The organism is Candidatus Thiodiazotropha endoloripes, from assembly GCF_001708965.1.
In the GTDB taxonomy this organism is placed as follows: domain Bacteria; phylum Pseudomonadota; class Gammaproteobacteria; order Chromatiales; family Chromatiaceae; genus Thiodiazotropha; species Thiodiazotropha endoloripes.
This window is the reverse complement of sequence record NZ_LVJW01000003.1, coordinates 274773-299277: the sequence shown is the minus strand read 5'-3', so window position 1 is coordinate 299277 and position 24505 is coordinate 274773. Positions and strand designations below refer to the sequence as shown.

Here is a 24505-nt window from a genome sequence, read left to right as displayed (position 1 = left end):
GGGAGTGAAAAATCATGATTGATGTTGTAGTCGATATTATTCTACTCACCTTTTTGGCGACCACCTCCATCGCAATCATGCGCATGACCAATCTGTTTGCGACCGTGATGCTGTTCGGAATCTTCAGCCTGCTCTCTGCCGGTCTGTTCGTGGTGATGGATGCGCCCGATGTGGCCTTTACCGAAGCAGCCGTGGGTGCGGGTATCTCCACGGTCTTGATGCTGGCGACCCTGGCCCTGGTCAAGCGACCGAAAGAGCCCTACTACGACGAGGCGCCGCAGGCTCACACCGCATGGCTACCGCTGATCGTCGTGATAGTCACCGGTTCGGCGCTGGTTTACGGCACTTGGGACATACCAAACTTTGGTTCCCCGGATGCCCCGTCACAGACACACGTCGCACGTTTTTATCTGGAAAACTCGATGCCCGACACCGGGGTACCGAATACGGTAACCGCAGTACTGGCGAGTTATCGCGGCTTTGACACCCTGGGCGAAGTCACCGTGATCTTCACCGCCGCGGTAGCGGTACTGCTGCTGATCGGTGGCAAGCGCCCGAAACCGGCACTCAAAACAGAGGATGAGGAGGCACAAGATGAGGCCTAATCTGATCCTGCATGTCATAGCAAAGTTCGTTATTCCGCTGATTATCCTGTTTGCACTCTATGTCCAGTTTCATGGAGATTTCGGACCCGGCGGAGGCTTCCAGGCCGGGGTTATCTTCAGTGCCGCCTTCATCCTCTACAGCCTGGTTTTCGGACTCGAAACCGCAGAAAAGATTATCCCTCACCACTGGTTGCGCATCCTGGCGTCACTCGGCGTGGTGATCTATGCCGGGGTGGGAATAGAGTCCCTGATTTTGGGCAGCAACTATCTCGACTACACACTTCTGGGCAGCAATCAGATTGCCGGCCAGCACCTGGGTATCCTGCTGGTCGAACTGGGTGTCGGCATCACGGTGGCTGCCGCCATGTTGATTCTATTTTTTGCCTTTGCAGGCAGGGGCAGAGAGTAATGGAATTCTTTATTGGCCACTATAACTACTGGATCGTGATCATTTTGATGATGGTCGGGCTCTATACGGTGATCAGCCGTGGCAACCTGGTTAAAAAAATCATCGGCCTGAATATCTTCCAGGTTTCGGTTTTTTTCCTTTATATCAGCATGGGCACGGTGGAGGGAGGTGCAGCGCCTATTATCGCTGAAGGTGTCAAAGTCTATTCAAACCCGCTACCCCATGTCCTTATCCTCACCGCCATCGTGGTTGGCGTGGCGACGACGGCACTGGCGCTGGCTTTGGTGGTACGTATCAAGGAAACCTACGGAACCATCGAAGAAGATGAAATTCATAATCTGGATCACTCGCTGTAATGGGAAATCATATTAGTCTGCTGCTGGTCGTTGTACCGCTGATTGCGGCACCCCTGGTGGCCGTATTACCCCGTGGCCGGTTGCCTTGGGCGGCCTCGTTTGCCGTGTCCATCGCTTGTGCCGTGTTTGCCGGAATCCAGCTCGGGTCGGTGCTTCAAGGTGGGACCATCAGTTATGAACTTGGTGGTTGGGCACCCCCATGGGGAATTGAGTACCGCATTGATGCGGTGAACGCCTTTGTCGCCCTGATCGTTGCGGTCATTGCTGCACTCACCCTGCCCTATGCACTGCACAGTGTGGAGCGGGAGATACCGGAAGAGAAAATACCGACTTTTTACAGTGCCTTACTGCTCTGTCTGACTGGACTGCTCGGTATTACCCAGACCGGTGACATCTTCAATGTCTTCGTCTTCCTGGAGATCTCTTCACTCTCCTCCTATGCACTGATCAGCCTTGGCAAAAGCAGGCAGGCGTTCACTTCCTCCTACCAATACCTGATCATGGGCACCATCGGCGCCACCTTCTACCTGATCGGGGTGGGTCTGCTCTATTCCCAAACCGGTACGTTGAATATGCAGGATATGGCGAATATCCTGCCCAGCGTACTGCACCTTAATACCGTGGTGACCGGCTTTACCTTCATCATGGTCGGTATCGCCCTGAAGCTGGCACTGTTTCCCCTGCACCTCTGGCTACCGAACGCCTACACCTACGCGCCCACAGTGGTCACCGTTTTTCTTGCCGCAACGGCCACCAAAGTCGCCGTGTATGTGATGCTGCGCATCCTGTTCACCGTATTTCCGCAGACCTTCACCATCACCACCCCCGCTGACGAGCTGTTTATCCTTGCAGGTATGGCCGGTGTTCTAAGTGCATCGGTTTACGCCATCTACCAGAAAAACATCAAGCGACTGCTGGCCTACTCCAGTGTGGCTCAAATCGGTTACATGGTTCTGGGGATCGGCTTTGCCACGACAACCGGTCTGACGGCAACCCTGATTCATCTATTCAACCATGCGCTGATGAAAGGCGCGCTGTTCATGGCCATTGGTGCCATCATCTACCGTATCGATTCATGCCGTCTTGATCAGATTCATGGCCTTGGCCGGGCTATGCCCTGGACATTCGGTGCGATTGTCATCGGTGGCCTGAGCTTGGTTGGTGTACCGGGCACGGCCGGATTTATCAGTAAGTGGTACCTGGTGACAGCGGCCCTGGAACAATCCGCATGGATCCCGGTTGCCGTGATTCTGATTGGCTCTCTGCTGGCTGTTGTTTATGTGGGTAAATTGATCGAAGCCCTCTATTTCAAACCGGTAACCGATAACGGCAAGGTCGTGACCGAAGCACCGTTAATGTTACTCGTACCGACCTGGGGCCTGGTGCTCGCCAACATCTATTTCGGCCTGGATACAGACCTGACGGTGGGAGTTGCTGAACAAGCCGCCGCAATTCTCGGGGGGATGAAGCCATGAGTGCCGAGACATTGCTGCTGACGATCCTGCTGCTGCCACTGGCGGGAGCAGCCGGTATAATCATCACCCGCCGCAACCCGGATGTCAGGGAAGGGGTAACCCTGCTCTGTTCGGCATTGATTGCCGCGCTTGTGGTGGTTCTGGCAAACCGCTTCATGGATGGCGAGACGTTCGCCCTGACCCTGATCGAGCCAGTACCCGGCATTGCCATCAGCTTCAAGATCGAAGCGCTGGGCATGCTGTTTGCGCTGATTGCCGGCATTCTCTGGCTGGTTACCTCAATCTATGCCATCGGTTACATGCGGGGCCACAACGAACAGAATCAAACCCGGTTCTTTGCGGCCTTCGCGGTCTCTATCGCCGCCACCATGGGCATCGCCTTCTCCGCCAATCTGTTTACCCTGTTCCTGTTCTATGAATTGCTGACCCTCTCAACCTACCCCCTGGTCACCCATGCCGGTACCCCGGAAGCGAAGCAGGGCGGGCGGGTCTATCTCGGTATTCTGCTGGGCACATCGATCGCCCTGTTCCTGCTCGGCATACTGGTGACCTGGTCGCTGACCGGCCGTGTCGACTTTGAACCGGGCGGTATTCTCTCCGGCCATATCGATCCCGCCTGGGCCGGTCTGCTCTATGCGCTGTTCCTGTTCGGCATCGGCAAAGCCGCCGTAATGCCTTTTCACCGCTGGTTACCTGCGGCGATGGTGGCACCCACTCCGGTCAGCGCCCTGCTGCATGCGGTCGCTGTGGTCAAGGCCGGTGTCTTCACCATACTCAAGGTGACGATTTACATCTTTGGCAGTGATTTCATCCTCTCCAATGACGTCACCGGCGGGCTGATCTGGATGGCCGCCGCCACCATATTGATCGCCTCCATGGTTGCGATGACCAAGGACAACCTGAAGGCGCGGCTCGCTTACTCCACCGTCAGCCAGCTGAGTTACATCGTTCTGGGGGCGATGCTGGCCAGCAAAGCTGGCCTGATCGGCGCCTCGATGCATATTGCGATGCACGCCTTTGCCAAGATCACACTGTTCTTCGCTGCTGGCGCAATCTTCGTCGCCTGGCATAAAAAGAAGGTCAGCGAACTGAACGGACTGGGACGCGCCATGCCCGTCACCTTTACCGCCTTTTTTATCGGCACCCTGAGCATCATCGGTCTGCCGCCTTTCGGTGGCATGTGGAGTAAGTGGTACCTGGCGCTGGGTGCGGTCGAAACCACTCAGCTATTACTGCTCGCGGTGTTGATGATCAGCTCGCTGCTCAACATCATCTATCTGCTGCCGATCCCGATCCGGGGATTCTTCAGTAAACCGGAAAGTGGAGAACACTACACAGAGATCGAGGAAGCACCGAAGTCGATACTGCTGGCGATGGTGATCACATCGACCGCCTGCATCATCCTCTTCTTCTACCCAGATCCCTTCTATCGACTGGCGAGTTTAGCTGTCGGAGGCTACTGACATGTCAGATGAAAAAGAGAAAATCCATATCTTTGACCGGCAGGAGAATGTCGATCGCCTGCTCAAAGGGTTCTATGCCATTTGCGTTCTGTTAGTCGTGCTCGACCTGGTCCTGCACCGCCACATCGGCTTTGTCTGGGAGAAACTGCCGGCCTTTTATGCCATATACGGTTTTGTCGCCTGCGTTCTGCTGGTCTTGATTGCCAAGAAAATGCGTAATGTCCTGATGCGTGGGGAAGATTATTACGATGAGTGAGCTACCTCCGTTCCTGCTCTTTTTTGCTGCTGCACTGCTGGCTGCCTTTACCCGCGGTCTGCCGCGGCAGCTGATACTGCTGGCTACGCCGGTGGTGACCGGGCTCTATCTCTGGCAGGGCATCAACCCCGGCACCGATGTCGCCTACAGCGTGATGGGTTATGAGCTGAGCATCCTGCGCGCAGACAAGCTCAGTCTGCTGTTCGGTTATCTGTTCTGTATCGCCAGTTTCTTTGGTGCCATCTACGCCCTGCATGTGAAGGATACAAAACAGCATATTGCGGGCATGACGTATGCGGGCAGCGCGCTTGGCGCGGTCTTTTCCGGCGACCTGATTACCCTCTTCATTTTCTGGGAGCTGCTGGCCATCAGCTCTGTGTTTCTGATCTGGGCACGAGGCACGGAACGGGCATTGAAGGCCGGCATGCGCTACCTGGTCTACCAGGTTCTGTCAGGGGTACTGCTGCTGGCCGGTGCACTGGTCTACTACCACCAGACAGGTACACTGGAATTCAATCACATCGGCCTGGATGTGGGTGTGGCCGGCTGGTTGATCTTCATCGCCTTCGGCATCAAATGCGCCTTTCCGTTCCTCCACACCTGGCTTACCGATGGCTATCCCGAAGCAACCGTGACCGGCACGGTTTTTCTCTCCGCTTTCACCACCAAGGTCGCCGTCTACTCCCTGGCCAGAGGCTTTGCCGGTGAAGAGATTCTGGTCTATATCGGCGTCACCATGGCCTGCTTCCCGATCTTCTATGCGGTAATCGAAAATGATCTGCGCCGGGTATTAGCCTACAGTCTGATCAACCAGGTCGGCTTCATGGTAACCGGTATCGGAATCGGCACTGCACTGGCACTGAACGGTGCCGTTGCTCACGCATTCAGTGATGTGATCTTTAAAGGTTTGCTGTTCATGAGCATGGGCGCGGTACTCTACCGGGTCGGCAACATCAATGGCTCTGACCTGGGCGGACTTTACAAATCGATGCCCAAAACCACCGCACTCTGTGTGATCGGCGCACTCTCCATCTCCGCATTCCCGCTGTTCAGTGGCTTTGTCAGTAAGTCGATGGTGATGACCGCGCTGATGCAGGAGAACCATGGCTATTTCTGGCTGCTGATGCTGTTCGCCTCGGCCGGTGTATTCCATCACGCTGGTATCAAGATCCCCTATTTCGCCTTCTTCCATCACGATTCAGGCATACGCACCCAAGAGGCGCCGACGAACATGCTGGTCGCCATGAGCGTGGCCGCGTTCCTCTGTCTCTTTATCGGCATGCAGCCGCAGTATCTCTATGCGTTGCTGCCCTGGGAAGTCGACTACTGGCCCTATGACCTGACCCATGTACTGGCGCAGACACAGTTGCTGTTCTTCTCCGCCCTGGCGTTTGTCTGGCTCAATAAACAGGGGCTCTACCCACCGGAACTGCATTCGGTCAACCTGGATGCCGAGTGGTTCTACCGCAGATTGATTCCTGCTGGCACCCATCGAAGCGTAAACCTTCTGGCACGGGCTAAAGCGTCGATGGTGACAACGGTTACGAATCAGATACAGGGTGTGCAAGAGCAGTTCGGCAAGTCCCCGCTGGCCAAATACCACCTCTCGGAGAGTTGGCCAACCGGCAGCATGGTGTTCTGGATCTCGATGATCCTTGCTTTCCTGTTACTGGACATCTTCAGCCTGGGTCTGCTGGCCTGAGGTGAATACCGGTTCACACGAGGAGGCTGAATCCCAGATTCGTCGTCCTTGTGTGCACCGGTAGGCTTTTCCAGCCAATAAATCAAAGATTCAGCTTTTTCTCCATCAATTGACTGTCATGGCGCTGCGCGGTTTGGACGGCCAGCGTTGCTGCGGCTATCTGTCCGGAGGCGGACTATAGTGGAGCTGTCCGTTGGCTTACTCAAAATCCACCAGCACAAGCGGCGATACGTCGGCATCGTAGTCTACCGTTGAAACACCAAAGCCGAACAGCTTGAGAAAGTCGGCATTGTAGCCGGCAATGTCTGTCATCTCTTCAACGTTTTCAGTGGTTACCTGTGACCAAACACTCTCCACTTCGGCCTGCAGTTGCGGGTCCAGCTCTTTTTCATCCATACGCAGACGGTTGGCATCATCCACACGTGGGGTCTCGGAGTAGAGACCCTCGGTAAATAAGCGCTGAGTCTGCTCAATACAGCCTTCATGAGTACCCTGCGCCTTCATCAATTTGAATAGAATGGACATGTAGAGAGGCATCACTGGTATGGCGGAGCTGGCCTGGGTCACCAATGCCTTAAGCACGGCCACTCGAGCTTCTCCCTGGATGGGAGCCAGCTGCTTGTTGAGTTCGCTGGCAGTTCGATCCAGGTCCTCTTTTGCCCGGCCGATCGTGGCATGGCCGTAGATCGGCCAGGTGATCTTGTCTCCTAAATAGGTATAAGCGGTGGTTTGCGCGCCCTCGGCCAGCAGATCAGCCGCTGCCAGCGCCTGCAACCACATCGCCCAATCCTCACCACCCATCACTTTGACGGTTGCCTCGATCTCCTCATCGGTGGCCGGGTCAATGGTGACCTCACCCACCTGGAGCGTATCGGTGTTCAGGTTTTTTGCGGTGTAGGATTTACCGATCGTCTTCAGTACGGAGCTATGGAGTACACCGGTTTTGGGGTCGGTTCGCTTGGGCGAGGCCAAACTGTACACCACCAGGTCAATTTTCCCCATCTCGGCTTTGATGGTCTCGACCACTCGATCTTTCATCTCATCAGAGAAAGCATCGCCATTGAAGCTTTTGGCGTATAAACCCTCAGCCTTGGCCTTCTCCTCAAAGGCGGCCGCATTATAAAACCCTGCCGTACCGGTGCGCTTCTCACTGCCCGGTTTTTCATAGAACACGCCCAGCGTGTTGGCGCCATAGCCAAATGCGGCCGTGATGCGTGTCGCCAGGCCATAACCGGTTGACGCACCGATTATCAATACATTTTCAGGTCCCCGGCCAGCCGGAATAGCGGAGCCTCTGATGTAATCAATCTGTTCCTGGACGTTGGCTGCACAGCCAGTTGGGTGGGCATTGGTACAAATGAACCCACGGACTCTGGGTTTAATGATCATAGAATCAACCTTTTGATATTCGAACACGGCCAGGCGCAGACCCGGCAAAAGCGGTCTATTATAGTCGTGGAGTGCAGGAAGATTAAACGCCAGATTGACTGTCTGCCGTCAGCGGCCTACCGAACCACCCTCAGACGACGTTGATTCCGGGTTTCGTCATTCGCACCTGAAGGCCGTTTGGCAGACAATTCAGCCTGTCCTCATCAATTTTTGGTGTCTATCCAGATGGTCAGTGAAATCACTTACAATCAGTGGTTGGCTGAAGTAGTAACCCCGGGCATAGTCACAGCCGCTGCTACGCAGGAATTGCCACTATGCCGCAGTCTCCACACCCTCAGCCACAACCTTGAGTTCCAGGTGATGGACCATGGCGATAATTGCTTCACTCATAACGGCATCTTCAGGACCGGTGGTCACATCCCTTACAAATGATTGATCGATCTTGATCTTGTCCACAGGAAAGCGTTTGAGGTAGCTCAGTGAAGAGTAGCCGGTGTTGAAATTGTCAATCGAGATACTGATACCCTGTTTACGCATACTCAACCCACAACAGGGTATCGTTGATCAATAACCTGATAGCGTAATCTTCAATACAGGATTGCCCATGTGACGATCTGTAAACTCAAAAGATTGTCCAATCCATAAGGTATAATTAGGCTATAGGTAGTGATCGATCAACGGATCAGTGTAGAGATAGAGATTCCGAGAAGTTGATCTCCTATTTTGGATCTGCATGTCTCTCGGAGGAGTTTTGGTTGAACAAGACATCCATTAAAAGCAGAACATTTGGCCTCATATTGTCCATTCTTCTCATGACTGGCACAGCCGAATCGGATCCAGTGAAATCCGCAAGCGAACTCGACTATCCACCGTTCTCAATTGTCCTGGAAGACGGTCGTGCAGATGGCTTTTCCGTTGAATTGATGCGCGCCGCACTTCAGGCGATGAACCGTGACGTAACATTTAAGACCGGGGCCTGGCCAGTAATCAAACAGGAGCTTGAAAAGGGTTGGCTGGACGCTCTACCACTGGTTGGTCGCACCCCGGAGCGTGAAGCGCTTTTTGACTTCACGATTCCTTACATCAGTCTGTATGGAGCTGTTTTTGTTCGTGATGGCAAACACGATATTGCCAATCTGCAAGACCTTATGGGACTCAGCATCGGGGTTCTGCAAGGTGATAATGCTGAAGAGTTTTTACACCGGGAGGGTTTCACAGAAAATATTGTTGCCACCAAAACCTATGAAGAAGCATTCTTAATGCTTGCCGGGGGTGAAATCGATAGCATTGTCGCACAACGGCTGGTTGGACTGACTCTCATCGACAAGCTTGGTCTTAAGAATATCGAAACCGCAATAGCGCCGTTAACTGAGTTCAAACAGGACTTTTGTTTTGCCGTTGCAGACGGTGACAAAGAACTGCTTGCTCTACTCAATGAAGGATTGTCGTTAATCATTGCCAACGGCACCTATGATCATTTGCGGGAAAAGTGGCTGGGCATCCTGGACAGGAAAGAGGATGAAAGAGTACTCACCTTACAGATAGCCACGGGTGCAACCACACTACTTGCTCTCATAGTCATAGGGCTGTTCATCTACTATCACTGGCGAGAGCACTACAATCTAAAGTTTAATGAAGAGAAGTTCCGCACACTCTTCGAAAACATGGCTCAGGGAGCATTCTTTCAAAGAGTTGATGGAGTATTGATCGATATCAACTCAGCCGGACTTAAACTGCTGGGCGTAACCTACGATCAGTTTATCGGAAAAACCTCGATGGACCCGCAATGGCGGGTAATCCGGGAAGATGGTACAACGATTCCCGGTGACCAGCACCCTTCAATGCAGGCGTTGCTGACGGGAAAACCTGTCAGGGGTGCAATTGTCGGCGTCTATCACAGTCGTGAAAAACGTACGGTATGGCTGAATATCACCGCCATCCCCCAATTTAAACCTGAACAGGACCGGCCTTATCAGGTGTTCGTTACCATGCATGACATATCAAAACGTAAGCAGACTGAAGAGACACTGAAGCAACAAGCAATACATGACCCACTGACCGGCTTGTACAACCGCTCTGAACTGGAGAGGCGTCTAGAAGAGGAGGCACAGCGGTCAATACGATATAACCACGAGCTGTCACTCTTTATGATTGACATCGATCATTTCAAACAGATCAATGATCAGTACGGTCACCCGACCGGAGATCAGGTCCTCCGCCAATTGACCAGCTTTATAGACCGGAACGTACGCAAAACCGATTATGCCGCACGTTATGGCGGTGAGGAGTTTGTGATTGTACTGCCGGAGACACCATTCCCAAAAGCATTGGAGTTAGCAGAGCGGCTCTGCCGACAGATCGCCGGTACGCCTCTGTCCTCCCTTGAGAACGGTAAAACGATCAACTTGACCATCAGCATCGGAGTCGCCACCATGCCGGAACATGCCAAATCCTGGGGCGATCTGTTGAGCACGGCGGACACAGCCCTGTATGCCGCCAAGAGAGCCGGTCGCAATCAGGTTATGAGTGCATAATCAGACGGGTTGCCGGCATTCTCAGCCTACCACCATCATGTTTCTATGTTTACCCAGATATTCGGTGAAATCACCAACCGTCAATGGTTGGCTGAAGTAGAAACCCTGGGCGAAGTCACAACCGCTTTTACGCAGAAATTGCCACTGGGCCTCTGTCTCCACACCCTCAGCCACCACCTTGAGTCCGAGATGATGGGCCATGGCAATAATCGCTTCACACAGGGCGGCATCTTCCGGATCGGTGGTCACATCCCGAACGAATGATCGATCGATCTTGATCTTATCCACGGGAAACCGCTTGAGGTAGCTCAAGGACGAATAACCGGTACCGAAATCGTCGATGGATATCCTGATGCCTTGCTGACGCAGCACACCCAAACGCACACCCGGCTCCCGATGTTCGTTCAGAAAGACGCTCTCGGTAATCTCAAGGAAGAGCCTGGAAGAGAGATGCTGATTGGCCTTCAAAAGATCAGCCATTTTTTCCAGGAATCCCTCGTACTGGAACTGCACTGTGGAGACGTTGACCGAGAGCAGTTCCATCTTCAGTCCAGCTCGATCCCATTGTTTGAGATCCAATGCGGCTTGCTGCAGCACCCAATCCCCGATGGGTACGATCAGCCCGCTCTCCTCCGCCACCGGGATGAACTCATCCGGCCTAACACGCCCACGCCCAGGTGACTCCCATCGAATCAAAGCCTCAGCACCCACAATCTGACCATCCGCGATATCAACAATGGGCTGATAGTGAAGTAGAAACTCCTTTTCACGGATTGCGTTACGCAGGGCTGCACCCATTGAGATTCGTCCCTCGGCCTCTCGATTCATCTCCCAGGTGAAGAAGCGATAGGTATTGCGCCCATCCTCCTTGGCCTGGTACATGGCGGTGTCGGCATGCTGTAGTAACATGCCCGAATCACTGCCATCCTGCGGATAGATGGTGATACCGATACTGGCGGAGACATGGGTCTCCTGAGCCGCCAGATCGAATGGTCGTGACAATTCATTGAGTATCGAGGCGGCCACTCTGGCAACCGATTGACCCTCACTGATGGCGGGCAGAATAACGGTAAACTCATCACCACCCAGTCGGGATACCGTATCCATCTCTCTGACGCACAATCGCAGTCTGCGAGCCGCCTCCTGCAGCAGTTGATCGCCTGTAACATGCCCCAGGGCATCGTTGACATACTTGAAACGATCCAGATCGATAAACAGCAACGCGACCATGGTCTGTTGCCGCTGCGCATAGGCCAGTGCATGATCCAGCCTGTCGAGGAAGAGATTACGGTTCGAAAGACCCGTCAGTGAGTCGAAATTGGCCTGCTGCCAGATCTGATCCTCATAATCCTTGCGCTCCTCAAGTCGTTGGTAGCTGCGCTTGGCATAAAAGCCGATGGCACTGAGACCCGCCAACCAGATCAATCCCAGCCCCATAGAAATCTCCCGCTTTTGCACGGCAGCCGTGGCTAAGTAGTCCCTCATCGGCACAGATATTCCCACTCCACCCCGGACATCCCCCACCTTATAGCCCTGATTATGGTGACACTTGAGGCAACCTGCCTGGGTCTGCATGGGACGAATCAGGCGCAGGTATGGCTCACCATCGATATCAGTAAGCTCAAACTGCTCTTTCTCACCTCGGCTGAAAGACTCCAGAGCTGCCCGTTCCCAGTCGTCCGGTGCATTGTCCGGATTGAGCGGTTTGATGCTGGTGATTCTCCCTCTGACGCCATAGAGATCCGCGTAATCGTCCATCATCTGACGCAGCATGTAGGCTGGATTCATCAGGGTCAGTTGACGACCGGAAGGCGTCACCAGATCCCGTTCAGGAATGTGATTCAGGAGGGGACTTGGCTGGGTACGCTCGGTAACGGGTACGTAGACACCCCCATGGGTAGTTGCCCAGACCCGAAACGCCTGATCCTTGTTGAAATTGTCGATCGCCTCCTGGCGTGCCAGCTCCAGCATCTCCGCATCCTCCTTGTTCAACGACCAGAGGAGCAACAACAGCACCATCAGTGTCCAGCCGAAAAAGACCAGCCAAAGCTGTACCCTTAACCTGGCCTTATCACTGTGAACAAGCGGAAATGATTGAATCATAGAGCTTACCAATCCATTTGGAACAACTCGTAATAGTTAAAAATTATCGCTAAACACAGTATATATCGGCAGGTATCAAAATATTTTAAATTGACCGTTTAACTGTGCGGCACTAGGTAACGGGGGCAATAGACAGGAATTCAATACCCTGTGGTAGCTAAAAAGCGTCAATTAAGGTATTAGGAGTGAGGTTTTATTGGATTCCTGGGACCAGGAGGGGAATTCTCTGAAGTGAAATGGGTGGGTAACAGATGTCGAGGACACCTCTCCTCCGCTATATCGGCTGTCCGCGAGCTTGAAAATCGTTATCGGTGCCCATGATCAGGCGGGAACAGGGGTGTTCTCCAGATTTCATCACGCTTTGACTTTATCAGTAAGCGCAGACAGCGTCCGCAATGATCCCCTGCCTGATCCAACCCTTAAGCAGACTGGCTGCCCGCATCGATACACCCTCCCGGTCAATCTGTGATGCCAATATTTCACATCCCTCATTGAAAGTACCGCCAGCGTGAAGCAGATCAAGGATCAACCGCTCATCCTCATCCAGCGAGCGAAAGCGCGTCACCAGATTTTGACGCCAGATCAACCAGCTGCCAGATGTCTCTATCGCCTCGACAGTTGCCGGTGGATCGGCGGTGAGAGACTTCCACATGGTTGGAATATTCCACTCATGATCGATACGGTAGACAGAGGGGCAAAACTCAAACCGAAGCGTGGGCCATGCGTCGGCCGGTATGGAGGCCATATCCTGTTCCTCCAGTAGCATGGATCCGGCCGCATCGAATGCCAGCCCCAAGGTCCACTCAAACTGCGCCAGCTCCGGCAGCCATGCCAGATCCCGCAGCGAATCTTCGCTGCCAACCTGTTCACGGAGGTAGGCTGCGAATCGACAGCCGAAATCCCGCAGAGAAAAGAAATGGGACGGGTGTTGCCTGATATAGCTTTCTGCCAGTGGTCCGAAACGATCATCACCAATGGCCATATTCACCGCAGGATAGTCAGTTTCCAGAACCTCTTTCAAACGTAAGAGATAGGCATTGGCATAGACTGAGAGCCGATAGCGTGATGGCACCTGGTCTGTCCCGCTTACCCATGAGATCTCCTCTCCATTTTCAGGCTGTAGAATGTAACTCTGAAAACGTGACTGCAATTCACTTAGCGGCATCATTGTCACCCCTTACGCCACCTGTTCACTATAAAGGGCATTACCGATCTGCCGAACACGATCGAGCTCAGACAGCAGATCCATCAGTGGCGGTATATTGTCATCACGCTCAATCATCGTGCTGACACGACCAAAGTGTCTGACCGCCTCGGCATACAACTCATAAACCGGATCTATAATAGGATGATCATGAGTATCCACGATCAGTCCCTTCTCTTGTGTGTGGCCAGCCAAGTGGATTTGATAGATCCGCTCACTGGGCATCGCCCTTAAATATTCAACTGGATCAAAATGGTGATTAAAGGCACTGACGTATATGTTGTTGATATCGAGCAGCATCAAACAGTCGGCGCGTTCCACCACCTCGCGTAAAAATTCCCATTCCGTCAACTGTGACTCGTTGTAACTTACATAACTTGATACATTTTCAATCAACATCTGTCGTCCAAGATAGTCCTGTACCTTGACGATACGTTCTACCACATGATCCAACGCCTCTTCTGTATAAGGCAGAGGAAGCAGGTCGTGCATGTTCAGTTTTTCGATACCGGTCCAGCATAGATGATCTGAAAACCAGGCAGGCTCGACACGCTCTATCAAAGCCTTCAATCTATCCAGATAATCGTAATTCAGTGGTTCAATACTACCGATGGACATAGACACACCATGCATTACCATGGGGTAGTGCTCACGAATCCGATCAAGATAATGGAGTGGCTTACCACCATCCACCATATAGTTCTCAGAGATGATTTCAAACCAGTCCACTTCAGGTTTGGTATCGATCACAGCTTCGTAATGCTGTCTTCGCAGACCCAATCCATAACCGAGAAAAGGTCTTTGATTGTCTTCAGTTTCGATCACAACGCTTCCCCAATCGATGATTGGCATGTGTGCAAGTAAGGAACTGGCATCACTATCCTTGGATAGCGCACCAGTCCATCGTTACTTGAATTACCCTTTCGGTTTATTTACAGAGCCACCAATCTCTTCACAGGCGTGTTGGGACATTTTAATAAATCCCTGCCCTTTACATGCTGCATGGCCCTTACAGGCATTATTGGCGGTTTTACAATCATTATGGCCCTTACACTTGTTTACACCATAACATTGCACATTCGCATCACTTCCGGCCTGGACCGTAGCGACAGGTGCCATGGAAAACATGGTGGCGGCGGTGGATGCCAGCGCAATCGAAGCGAATTTTCTGCGGGTTATCATGAATATCTCCTTCGGTTTACAAAATTATTCTGTAATGTAAAAACACTGAAGGCTGGCTTTGCCATCAGCGTGAATCAATTCTTATAGAGAATTATCACGGAAGTATCACGGTAAGATAACAAAAGACAATAGCGGGGAGTGCGGATGGGCGACGGATGAAGCAGCGTATTTAACCACTGCAAATTCTGAATAAACTGAGAGTCCTGTCAGTAATCATGAGGATTATAAAAAAAGCCGAGACACGAGCAGCAGGGATGGTATGGATATTCAGCATCCCCTGTTTACAGAAAGAACGATTACAGAGACCGTAACGATCGATAATATCGCTACAGGCCACCGATATCCTACTCAACCGGGCAAGAATAGACAGAAAGCAGCTTGTTGTCATAATCGGAGAGTCAACCAAGTTCACAGCGCTACTCCACGATCATGTTTGCGCCTAGGTCAATCGGCTCATAAGTGTCTGTGATGCAGATGAGGATGTCGAGAATTCCCAGCCCCACCCGGTTAGGGCCTGTTAGGCCATATACAAATTTGATGTAGGGCTCTTTGATTGAGTCATCAGAAGTAATTGGGTGTTGTCTACTCAATTTTTGCGGATAGATGCAGTTTCTGACAACAAATCAACGTCTTTCCGAGTTCTGTTTTGAATTACAGCATAGGCTTGTAGAATAAGCTTTTAAATCTCTCACTCAGGTTCTTTGATAGTTTGCCCTGCTGGGAATGACATTTCGGATTCCTCCGCTCGGGTTCTCTACATCCCCTTTGTAGCGCGGTAAAAGAATCACATGTAAATGGTCTATACTTCTTCCCGCTTCTCGTCCGTCGTTATTACCGATCGTGTATGCATTCGGCTTGTCTAACAAGAAGGGTAATTGTAAAACAGTTTCAATGTGATCCTTAGGCCGATTTTGGAGATAACGTCGATTAAGCATGTTTTGATAAAGCTCTATCATGTCAGTTGTTTCAATGACATCTTTAACACCCTTAATTGCATCGAAATAATCCTCATGCTCGGCATCATTTAGATTGAAGATAGATGCGACATGCCTACGTGGAATCACCAGTGCATGACCAGGGTTGACCGGATTAGTATCAAAGATACCGACAAAGGATCTGTTCTCGAAAATAAAAGGATCGGCTGTCTGACTGGTTACCTTGCAAAAGTAACAATTTTGTTCTGCTGAAAGAGTCATATTGGAATCTTTATAATAATTGGATTATTGCTATTTTTACAGATTTCAAAGCATCCGCGCCAATTCAGCGAATGAAAAATTGAAACCTGCTAGTTATTCAGAGTGCAATCTTATTTGATAAGCATGTAAACTGTAAACACTTGTTCAATCCGTCACCCCATGTTACACGACTTAAACAGCACTATTTCACTCTTAATCAAATAATTACATCTGTTAAACAACCGAAAAGTCGACCTGTCTACCACTTGCATCGATTGATCGTATAGTGAGCCTTCGATCACTACACCAGAACCATTCCGGAAGACTCTCAATTCACTTCCAGGCAATAAAGCCGGGTGCCATTTCAATTGCTGCACTGAACAAAACCAGGCATCACGGCCTGTGAGCTTTATCATCAGAAAAACAGAGGACAGGAATAAAATTCACTACATGGATACAGGCGATCTTATTTCTGTTTCAGATATGTCGATTTACTCATCGGATGCTCAATATTCTAATTCAATGATTTGTATTCATAATCAATACGGTTTACTGCCCGAACTCGCTCAATTCAACCAGCTATCTTTACTAAAATGAGCAGCAAATCTCAAACCTCGGTCTAGCGTCTTAACTACAGCAAAACGGTCCATTGGTAACCGCAACTAGGGCCTGTTACCAGTTTGAATGATCCACCTGCTATGGATCTCACTGACATGACATAAATAACCTTTATTCTTCCATTTGAATAAAAAATGAATTCCATGGTCGAATTGACTCATGATCAAAGCTTATTCGCAACGCCTCATGCCTCCTTACTCAGGATTGGTGCAAATCGTCGAGTCCGATACCGCAAGAGCGCTTACACTCGACGCCCTCAGCTGGGAGATCCATTTTCTCTACGATGCCGAAGTCAATTTGAATAAAGCCGGACAAACCGGGCGCAGGCGATTTATTCGGGTTCAAACACTGGAGCATGAGGCAATGAACACGATTGCCAAAACAGGATCACTACATGGCACAGTCATAGACGACAGAATCATTCAACTGGCTGAGTTTCTTGTTAATGCGAACTACCCGTTCCCGTCTGACGATCTGTATGAATACTGGATTCTTGACCCGAAAGATGAATCACCCTTAGCACTGGTTTTCAGCTGCAACAATCCTGATAGTTTCAGTAATTTTCCAACCAATACAGAGTGGAAAGCACTACCTGCCGCCGTGATGCCAATCGAATATACGGAAACAGAGAAACAGAACAATAAACCGCCTGTAAACTATAGAGTTGAACAGATGGTAACCAAAACAGCCGGTTACTTCCCTAAAGCAAAGTGGTTCAAACGGGGCATTGGCGAAGTGGAAAATTTCCCACCTATGATGATCAGGGAGGATTGGGGAGATGACCAGAAAAACAGCCTCTGCCAACGCTATATACAGAGACTGGCGCCACGTCTACTCATGTTGCCCGGTTTAGAGCTCGAGTGCAGGAGGAAGTTGGAATCATCAGCCGGAAAGCATGCCTTGGAAGTAGAAAGATTCCATAAACTCTATCCTGAAATCGCGGATGAAAAGAGATTGAATACAATCCTGGTAGAAGCCCGAATCCGCAGATCGACGAACGGGGATTTATCTCAATCACAACGTTGATACTGCACTCTTTATATTTCGCTACGGGACTCCACACCCAAGGCTATGCACAGGGGCAACAACAAAGATAAAGCCGGAAATCTGCGCCACCATTCGACTCAATTCGAATTCAGCGGCTGGTGACCCATTCCTATCATGAACTGTTCCTCCCTTATTTTGAAGTAGTTACTCTCACAATCAAAAATAACCGAAATTCTCAATCCTCCCCTATCTCTCCACCGGAGGCTCATTCAAGACACTAACCCAAAAATACTGTGTACTTGAAATTACTATACGTTCGTACTAATCTAAGTCGTCATTAATACACAGTCAGAAAAGGAAAACGCCCATGCGAGTTCTGATAACCGGCGCTACCGGCTTCGTTGGAAGTCATTGCATCGAAGCCCTGGCAAAACACCAGGACGTGATAACCATTGCGGCCTGCCGCGACCCTTCCAGATTACCGGGTGGATTCTCAGGGGAGTCCCGAATCGGGGATTTACGCGACGTCAACTACCTCGAGAAACTGATGCATGGGATCGATACGGTGATTCATGCCGCCGCCTGGACTTCACTTTGGGACCATCGAAAGCAATCCGATGAGTTGTTTCTCAAACCATCCCTGGCGTTGATCGAAACAGCCCGATGCCAGGGGGTTAAACGATTTATCTTTATCAGTACCGTGAGTGCCGCAGCGCCAGGGGCCTCATCTGATCCAATGAGCCCTGGTATCAAGCGCGCCTACTGGCCCCACGAGACGAATGTGGTACGAATCGAGGATCGATTACGCGAAGCCTCCAACGATCGTTTCTGTACGATTAATCTGCGCCTGGGTCTGTTTGCCGGTTCCCGATATGCACTCGGCCTGTTACCGATCCTGGTGCCACGCCTGAAAACCCACTTAGTACCCTGGGTAAAGGGCGGTAAAACCGGTATGACCATCACCGATGGTCGCGATATTGGCCACGCCGTCGAGCTAGCGGCCACCACCCCGAAGCTGACCGGCTATCAATCATTCAATATTCTCGGTCCGGAGGTTCCCCGGGTACGGGAAGTGATCGACTACCTGCATCAGCAATATGGACTGCCAAGGCCTCATTTCAGCGTCCCCTTCCCGCTCGCCTTTGTCTTCGCCTGGATGATGGAAAAGTTGAATCCGCTGCTGCCCTGGGAGCCGCTCGTGACCCGCAGCATCATCCATCTGTTACAGGAAACCAGTGCCGACAATGAGCGCGCATCAAAACTCCTCGGCTACAAGCCAAGACACCATTGGCGGGAAGCCATTGATATTCAAATGGCGGAGATGGGCAAACACCAGGGCAAGGCGATGTCCATGGCCCGACCTCTTCCCGGAGGGAGTGGCCGATGAAAGAGACTCAACTCAAACCCAGCGGGAGAGCTCCGACTTTCGAGACTCATGACTGGCAAGGCAATCCAATTGAGCCTTTCGGCTCGCATCCAGGCATGACCCTACTCAGTTTTTTTCGCTACGCCTCCTGTCCACTGTGCAATCTGCGGATCAGAGAGCTGATCACCAAACACCAGCAGTTTCTCGAAAGCGGTATCCGTATCCTGGCGGTATTCCAGTCACCACTGGAACGTATCGCACACTATGTGGGCACCCAGTCACCGCCTTTCCCGCTCATACCCGATCCGGATCTGAAACTCTATCGTCTGTATGGGGTGGAGAGTTCCTGGCGTGGATTCGCCCGTGCCTGGACTCTGGGAATACCCCAGGTCTACCGTGCGGTGGTGACAAACGGATTCCTACCCGGCACCATGGAAAACGAGATACATCGCCTACCCGCCGATTTTCTCATAGATCGTAACGGTCGCTTGATCGAAGTCTACTACGGGCGGGATATTGGGGATCACATACCACTGGAGCATCTGTTTTCCCATTCTTTGAATCCAACTTTAAAGATGGAGCGTATAAGTAACCGGACATAAGTGTCGGCTTGGATTTTTGTTGTACTCAAAGGCTGATATGACAATAAACTGGATGACACATCGAAACTGAAAAACTGTCCAAACGAAGTATCACATGGAGTAATTAACTATGAAAAAAAAGGCCAATAACCTGTCCATCATGATTTTAGTCATATCACTTCTCTGGCTACCGGTTTGCTATTCACAACAGGCTGGCCCGGAAGAGATCTACCATCAGTACCGCAAGTCCTTGTCATCAAGCAGCGACTTTGACTCTCTTACCGGCCTGCTCTCAAATCGTACTCTGAAGGCGAGTTATCAATATATCGAGAAACTCAAATCGAGGGGAATCTCTGAGGCGGAAGCCAAGTCCACTCTGTTTAGAGGCCGACAACGGGCCTTTAAGTACGAAAAGAGTCGAAAAAAGACAGACTTCCATCAATCGGATACGAAGGCTGTTATCACCTTTGTCGTTGAAGACGAAAACATCCCGAACCATTTCAGCAACAAACCTTCTGTGGATTCCGTTACCACTATTGAGAAGACCATTGAAGAGGTCCATCTAGTTAATGAAAATGGCTGGAAGCTGGATCGCAGAGTAATAAAACCCTTTAAATAATAGTACTCTACGTAGTTAATAGATACATATGCATTGGGTATGTTTAGGTTGAAAAGGTACTAAAATGAAACAGACGCTTATGGCGACCGTGATTTCGCTGCTGATCTCTATACCGGCTCATGCCGGCCCCGACTACGACTATTTCTCCCATGTACTGCAGTTGGAGAGTCGCTGGGCCAGGCTTTCGACAAAAACAATAGAAAACTATCAGCTTTACCTGGAAAAGAAAGGTCTGTACAAAAACCTCACTACCGAGGCAAAGAGCGGACTCAGAGAAGAGATTGAAGCGCTACTCAAGAGTCGCCTGACCTGGGACAAAGTTGGAGAGCGGGTAGTCGCAACGATAATATCTGCTTGCAGTGATGAAACACTAAGAGAATTTGCCAAGGCCTACCGGAACAGCGGAACCGAAACCGCAGTTTCGGCAGCTTCGAAGTACCTGGATTGTGCGACCGAAGGTGTGAGCCGAACCATACCCATCTTTCAAATGGAGTTTAAAGAGGCGGCCCCTTCACTTTCGCGCATTGCAAAAAAATACCGCAGCAAATAACCTGATATAAAAGTCACACTATGCATAGACCACAGCTTAATCGAGAGGCCATGAAGCAAGTACCGATATAATTACCAACAGATCCACATGCTGACAACCTCTACAATGAGAGAGAAGCCACATCCTGACGCGATTAATGGCACAACCTTTCGGTGACAACGGGACTTGCTGACGATCCCACCTCCCATAGGTACAGATCATGAAAACAGATCAGAAGAGAGCGGTAAAACAGCCCACACGTTTAGGCATTATTGACGCGGCCCGAAGCCACATCTACCACAAAGGCTTTGGTGCAACCTCCTACGCAAATATCGCACAACAAACGAAACTACAAAAAGGCAATATTCAGTACCATTTCAAATCCAAGGATGAATTGCTACAAGCCGTTATCGAGCAACAGGTTGAGGGTATCAGAGAACAGCTCGAGAGCTGGTCACTCGACTGCGGCACCACCTACGACTGCGTGGAGCGGTTCATCGCGATGGTTGATGACAATGCGGACAACCTCGCCCGGTACGGCTGCCCCATGGGTACCCTGAACAGTGAACTTGGCAAGGATCATCGTAAACAGCAGCACCAGGCAAGGGCCATGTTCGAACTTTACCTGCGCTGGCTGGAAGCACGCTTTAGCGCTATCCTGCCGCGAGAATCAGCGCGGGCGCGTGCAGAGCAACTGATGGTGATGGCCCAGGGAGCAAGTCTCATGGCGCATATCCATGAAGATCCGGAGATTGTCCGACGGCAATCAATCGTGATGCGTGAATGGCTGACCGAAGTATGCACCAACACCTAGGACTTGTAAGGCACATGGATAATAGTATGGACACAGATATCACAATTCATACGGCCACTGTCAACGATGTGCAGAAAGTGGCCATGTTAGTGGATGAGTTGCTGATTGAAATCACCCACGCCATTGGCGTTCAAGCATTCAATTATGACCTTGAAGAGACATCTTTAAAACTCAAGGATCTTATCGAGCAGAAAAAGTATTTTGTGTTCACTGCACGTAACGAGCAGAGTGAAAGTATTGGACTACTAACGCTGTATGAAAGTTACGCACTCTATGCTGGAGGCACCTTCGGCACTATACCGGAGCTCTATGTACGACCTGACTACCGTTCGAACAAGGTTGGACTACGGCTACTATCACACGCAAAAGAATTCGCCGCTTCGAAAGGCTGGAGTCGCCTGGAGGTCACAACACCCCCGCTCCCACAGTTTGACAAAACCCTGGCTTTCTATGTACGTGAAGGTTTCTCGATAACTGGAGGTAGAAAACTGAAAATGGATCTGTGAACCTGCATATCAGGTTCTTGATTTTTTTAGTTAGTTCGGAATGGCAAAGTTAACGGATATATCTCCCAGGTTCACCCAGCAAACTCCGCCACAGCGTCATAATCATAGGACACCGGTTTTTCCCAACTCACCAGGTGCCCTATGTTAATCAAAAAGCCGATTCAGAATCAGGTTGAACTGATATTGATCTCGCAATAGCGTTCAACATCCGCTGCTGTAATCGCACTCATATTGAAGATCCCGCGTGCTGTTACCGAAGGAATCACAATGTGAGCCGGCTTGCTGATGCCATTCAGGAACGGCCCAACCAATAATGCATCGGTCAGCGAGCGAATCAATCCAAGAGCGATATTTGCCGCATCGAGATTCGGCATGATCAACAAGTTGGCCGCCCCCGTCAGATTGGCACCCGGCAGGATACGTTTGCGAAGTTCCTCATTCATCGCCGTCAAAGCATGCATTTCACCATCGACTTCCACATCCGGATGTTTTTGTCTCAGAATTTTGGCCGCATCGCGCATCTTGTGCGCTGAACCACCGCGTGAAGATCCAAAATTGGAGTGTGACAGTAGCGCCACCTTCGGTTCGATGCCGAAATGACGTACGAATTCGATCCCGGATTCTGTAATGGACACAAGTTCTTCAGCGTCGGGATCGAGATTGAGGAAGGCATCGGCCAGGAACAGGGGACCGCTGGGCAGCAGCAATGCGCATACCGTGGAGGCACGCTGGTTTTTGCTGTCAGTGCCTAACACCTTGTGAATCGTTTTGAAATGGCTATCAAAACGACGTACTTTGCCGCAGATCATGCCTTCTGCTTCACCCATCGAAACCATTACCGATGCCAAAGCAGTCGGATTGTTGCGGACTTCGTTGCGTGCCGCCTCCACGTCTACGCCATTTCGCCCGACTCGATCATGATAGTGCTGCCAATAGCGATCATGCTGATCACAATCGTTGGGATTAAACACCATCACATCCTCACCGAGAGTAAAGCGTAAGCCGAGACGATCCATCTTCTGCTTCACGATTTCTGGGCGAGCAATCAGGATGGGGGTTGCAACACCTTCATCGACGATGGCCTGCATCGACATCAATACATCATCGTTTTCTCCTTCCGCATAGACCAGTCGACGCTTGGGTCCCTTTTTGGCAGCTTCAATCATGGGTTGCATGAATAAGCCGGAGGCATTCACAAACTCATGTAACGACTTACGATAAGCATCCAGATCCTCGATCGGTCTGGTCGCTACACCACTCTCCATCGCTGCACGAACCACGGCAACCGGCACTTCTTCAATCAACCGTGGATCGAAAGGTTTGGGAATAAGATAATCTGGACCAAACTTGAGCTCTTCCCCTAAGTAGGCTTCGGCAACCACGTCAGTTGCCTCCTTCATCGCCAGATCGGCTATCGACTTAACACAAGCCTGCTTCATCTCCTCGTTGATCGTTTTCGCACCACAATCCAGCGCACCACGAAAAATAAAAGGAAAACAGAGCACATTATTGACCTGGTTCGGGTAGTCCGATCGACCGGTGGCCAGGATCGCATCAGGGCGAACTTCCTTCGCCAGTTCCGGCCTGATCTCAGGTTCCGGGTTGGCCATCGCCAGAATCAATGGCCGCTCGGCCATTTTCTTTACCATCTCCTGAGTCAGCACTCCCGGTCCGGAAAGCCCCATGAACAGATCAGCGCCATCGATGGCATCATCCAGTGTTCGCATCTCTGTCTCACGGGCATACTTCTCTTTCCAGGGGTTCATGCCGGACTCCCTCCCCTGGTAAATGACACCACTGCGGTCGATCAAGGTGACGTTATCTTTCTGCATACCCATACTGACCAGCAGATCGACACAGGCAATACTGGCCGCGCCACTTCCAGAGACCACCAGTTTTATCTCTTCAATCTTTTTGTCTACCAGTCTTAAACCGTTGTATACCGCCGCCGCCGCAACAATCGCTGTACCATGTTGGTCATCATGAAAAACCGGAATGCTCATCCGTTCACGCAACTTTTGCTCCACCAGAAAGCACTCGGGCGCCTTGATATCCTCAAGGTTGATACCACCAAAGGTTGGCTCGAGGGCCGCAACGATATCGACCAGACGGTCAACATCACTCTCATTGACCTCGATGTCGAACACATCGATATTGGCAAACTTCTTGAACAGTACCGCCTTACCTTCCATCACCGGTTTTGAGGCCAACGGACCGATATTGCCCAAGCCCAGCACTGCGGTACCATTGGATACAACACCCACCAGGTTTCCACGCGCGGTCATCCTCGCAGCCTGACTCTCATCCTCGACAATCGCCTCACAGGCATAGGCCACGCCCGGTGAATAGGCTCTTGAGAGATCACGCTTGTTGGAAAGCGGTTTGGTCGCTTGTATTGCCAGCTTTCCAGGTACCGGACTGACGTGGTATCTCAGTGCACTTTCTTTAAAGTTTTCAGACATTCGGATGTTTCCTGATGAAATGGATGTTCAGATTTCGAAGTAGTATAACGGGCCGGACGCTCGTTGTATCGTCGAATAGAATCTAGCGATGAGACTCCAGAAGCAGATTCGGTTTGGTTATGCCAATGACAGAGTTGTGCGAACATCTGCAGATCCCAAATCACCCCACA

The 24505-nt window shown here is 51.0% G+C and carries 23 protein-coding genes; 15 read left to right on the top strand and 8 right to left on the bottom strand.

The window, feature by feature from the left end:
• Positions 1–14 precede the first annotated feature (14 nt).
• From A3193_RS01345 to A3193_RS01315, 7 genes are read left to right on the top strand one after another with little or no spacing between them, the layout of a single operon-like run.
• On the top strand, positions 15–605 hold the full coding sequence (locus A3193_RS01345; protein WP_069004407.1) for a DUF4040 domain-containing protein: 591 nt from the start codon (positions 15–17) through the stop codon (positions 603–605).
• Positions 595–1014 (top strand): Na(+)/H(+) antiporter subunit B, encoded by a 420-nt coding sequence (locus A3193_RS01340; RefSeq protein ID WP_069004406.1) that lies wholly within the window; start codon positions 595–597, stop codon positions 1012–1014. The genes A3193_RS01345 and A3193_RS01340 overlap by 11 nt, the downstream gene beginning before the upstream one ends.
• Entirely contained in the window at positions 1014–1370 is a 357-nt protein-coding gene (locus tag A3193_RS01335) for a cation:proton antiporter subunit C (RefSeq protein ID WP_069004405.1), read from the top strand. The genes A3193_RS01340 and A3193_RS01335 overlap by 1 nt, the downstream gene beginning before the upstream one ends.
• Positions 1370–2845 (top strand): monovalent cation/H+ antiporter subunit D family protein, encoded by a 1476-nt coding sequence (locus A3193_RS01330; protein ID WP_069004404.1) that lies wholly within the window; start codon positions 1370–1372, stop codon positions 2843–2845. The genes A3193_RS01335 and A3193_RS01330 overlap by 1 nt, the downstream gene beginning before the upstream one ends.
• Positions 2842–4308 (top strand): monovalent cation/H+ antiporter subunit D family protein, encoded by a 1467-nt coding sequence (locus A3193_RS01325; RefSeq protein ID WP_069013856.1) that lies wholly within the window; start codon positions 2842–2844, stop codon positions 4306–4308. The genes A3193_RS01330 and A3193_RS01325 overlap by 4 nt, the downstream gene beginning before the upstream one ends.
• A 1-nt stretch (position 4309) precedes the next feature.
• Positions 4310–4564, top strand: coding sequence for a hypothetical protein (locus tag A3193_RS01320; protein ID WP_069013855.1), 255 nt, complete (start codon positions 4310–4312; stop codon positions 4562–4564).
• The gene (locus tag A3193_RS01315; RefSeq protein WP_305781990.1) at positions 4557–6266 is read left to right on the top strand and encodes a Na(+)/H(+) antiporter subunit D; all 1710 of its coding nucleotides are present in this window, start codon (positions 4557–4559) and stop codon (positions 6264–6266) included. Before A3193_RS01320 ends, A3193_RS01315 begins: the two co-directional genes overlap by 8 nt.
• A gap of 198 nt (positions 6267–6464) precedes the next feature.
• Here the strand turns inward: A3193_RS01315 and fabV are convergent, their stop codons facing one another.
• Both fabV and A3193_RS20730 read right to left on the bottom strand, forming a co-directional pair.
• Positions 6465–7655 (bottom strand): enoyl-ACP reductase FabV, encoded by a 1191-nt coding sequence (fabV, locus tag A3193_RS01310; RefSeq protein ID WP_069004401.1) that lies wholly within the window; start codon positions 7653–7655, stop codon positions 6465–6467.
• A gap of 312 nt (positions 7656–7967) precedes the next feature.
• Positions 7968–8192: an EAL domain-containing protein gene (locus A3193_RS20730; protein WP_069004400.1), complete on the bottom strand. Its 225-nt coding sequence runs from the start codon at positions 8190–8192 to the stop codon at positions 7968–7970.
• Between the two features lie 275 nt (positions 8193–8467).
• Here A3193_RS20730 and A3193_RS01300 point away from each other — a divergent pair, with 275 nt between their 5' ends.
• On the top strand, positions 8468–10189 hold the full coding sequence (locus A3193_RS01300; RefSeq protein ID WP_069013854.1) for a diguanylate cyclase: 1722 nt from the start codon (positions 8468–8470) through the stop codon (positions 10187–10189).
• A gap of 21 nt (positions 10190–10210) precedes the next feature.
• Here the strand turns inward: A3193_RS01300 and A3193_RS01295 are convergent, their stop codons facing one another.
• From A3193_RS01295 to A3193_RS01280, 5 genes are all read right to left on the bottom strand, one after another.
• A complete protein-coding gene (locus A3193_RS01295) occupies positions 10211–12292 on the bottom strand; it encodes an EAL domain-containing protein (RefSeq protein ID WP_069004398.1) in 2082 nt (693 codons plus the stop codon).
• Positions 12293–12662: 370 nt separating this feature from the next.
• On the bottom strand, positions 12663–13457 hold the full coding sequence (locus A3193_RS01290) for an HvfC/BufC N-terminal domain-containing protein (RefSeq protein WP_162273679.1): 795 nt from the start codon (positions 13455–13457) through the stop codon (positions 12663–12665).
• Between the two features lie 12 nt (positions 13458–13469).
• Positions 13470–14321, bottom strand: coding sequence for an MNIO family bufferin maturase (bufB, locus tag A3193_RS01285; RefSeq protein WP_235614879.1), 852 nt, complete (start codon positions 14319–14321; stop codon positions 13470–13472).
• Between the two features lie 90 nt (positions 14322–14411).
• On the bottom strand, positions 14412–14678 hold the full coding sequence (gene bufA2, locus A3193_RS19970; RefSeq protein ID WP_071932380.1) for a BufA2 family periplasmic bufferin-type metallophore: 267 nt from the start codon (positions 14676–14678) through the stop codon (positions 14412–14414).
• A gap of 692 nt (positions 14679–15370) precedes the next feature.
• Positions 15371–15874 (bottom strand): HIT family protein, encoded by a 504-nt coding sequence (locus A3193_RS01280; RefSeq protein ID WP_069004395.1) that lies wholly within the window; start codon positions 15872–15874, stop codon positions 15371–15373.
• Between the two features lie 756 nt (positions 15875–16630).
• Between A3193_RS01280 and A3193_RS01275 the strand changes: the two genes are divergently transcribed.
• The 7 genes from A3193_RS01275 to A3193_RS01245 all read left to right on the top strand — a co-directional run bounded on the left by A3193_RS01275 (position 16631) and on the right by A3193_RS01245 (position 21873).
• Entirely contained in the window at positions 16631–17497 is an 867-nt protein-coding gene (locus tag A3193_RS01275; protein WP_141694527.1) for a hypothetical protein, read from the top strand.
• A 328-nt stretch (positions 17498–17825) separates the two neighbouring features.
• On the top strand, positions 17826–18845 hold the full coding sequence (locus A3193_RS01270) for an NAD-dependent epimerase/dehydratase family protein (protein WP_069013850.1): 1020 nt from the start codon (positions 17826–17828) through the stop codon (positions 18843–18845).
• Entirely contained in the window at positions 18842–19426 is a 585-nt protein-coding gene (locus A3193_RS01265) for a peroxiredoxin-like family protein (protein WP_069013849.1), read from the top strand. The genes A3193_RS01270 and A3193_RS01265 overlap by 4 nt, the downstream gene beginning before the upstream one ends.
• Positions 19427–19535: 109 nt before the next feature.
• Positions 19536–20024, top strand: a complete 489-nt coding sequence (locus A3193_RS01260; RefSeq protein WP_069013848.1) for a hypothetical protein — start codon at positions 19536–19538, stop codon at positions 20022–20024.
• A gap of 64 nt (positions 20025–20088) precedes the next feature.
• On the top strand, positions 20089–20574 hold the full coding sequence (locus A3193_RS01255) for a hypothetical protein (RefSeq protein WP_069004390.1): 486 nt from the start codon (positions 20089–20091) through the stop codon (positions 20572–20574).
• Positions 20575–20773: 199 nt separating this feature from the next.
• Complete coding sequence (locus tag A3193_RS01250) at positions 20774–21367, top strand: TetR/AcrR family transcriptional regulator (protein ID WP_069013847.1); 594 nt, start codon at positions 20774–20776, stop codon at positions 21365–21367.
• 26 nt (positions 21368–21393) lie between these two features.
• Positions 21394–21873, top strand: coding sequence for a GNAT family N-acetyltransferase (locus tag A3193_RS01245; RefSeq protein WP_069013846.1), 480 nt, complete (start codon positions 21394–21396; stop codon positions 21871–21873).
• Positions 21874–22040: 167 nt separating this feature from the next.
• On the opposite strand, the gene A3193_RS01240 is transcribed toward A3193_RS01245, so the two are convergent.
• Positions 22041–24335 carry an NADP-dependent malic enzyme gene (locus A3193_RS01240; RefSeq protein WP_069004387.1) on the bottom strand — a complete coding sequence of 765 codons (2295 nt, stop codon included), beginning with the start codon at positions 24333–24335 and terminating at the stop codon, positions 22041–22043.
• Positions 24336–24505: the final 170 nt, after the last annotated feature.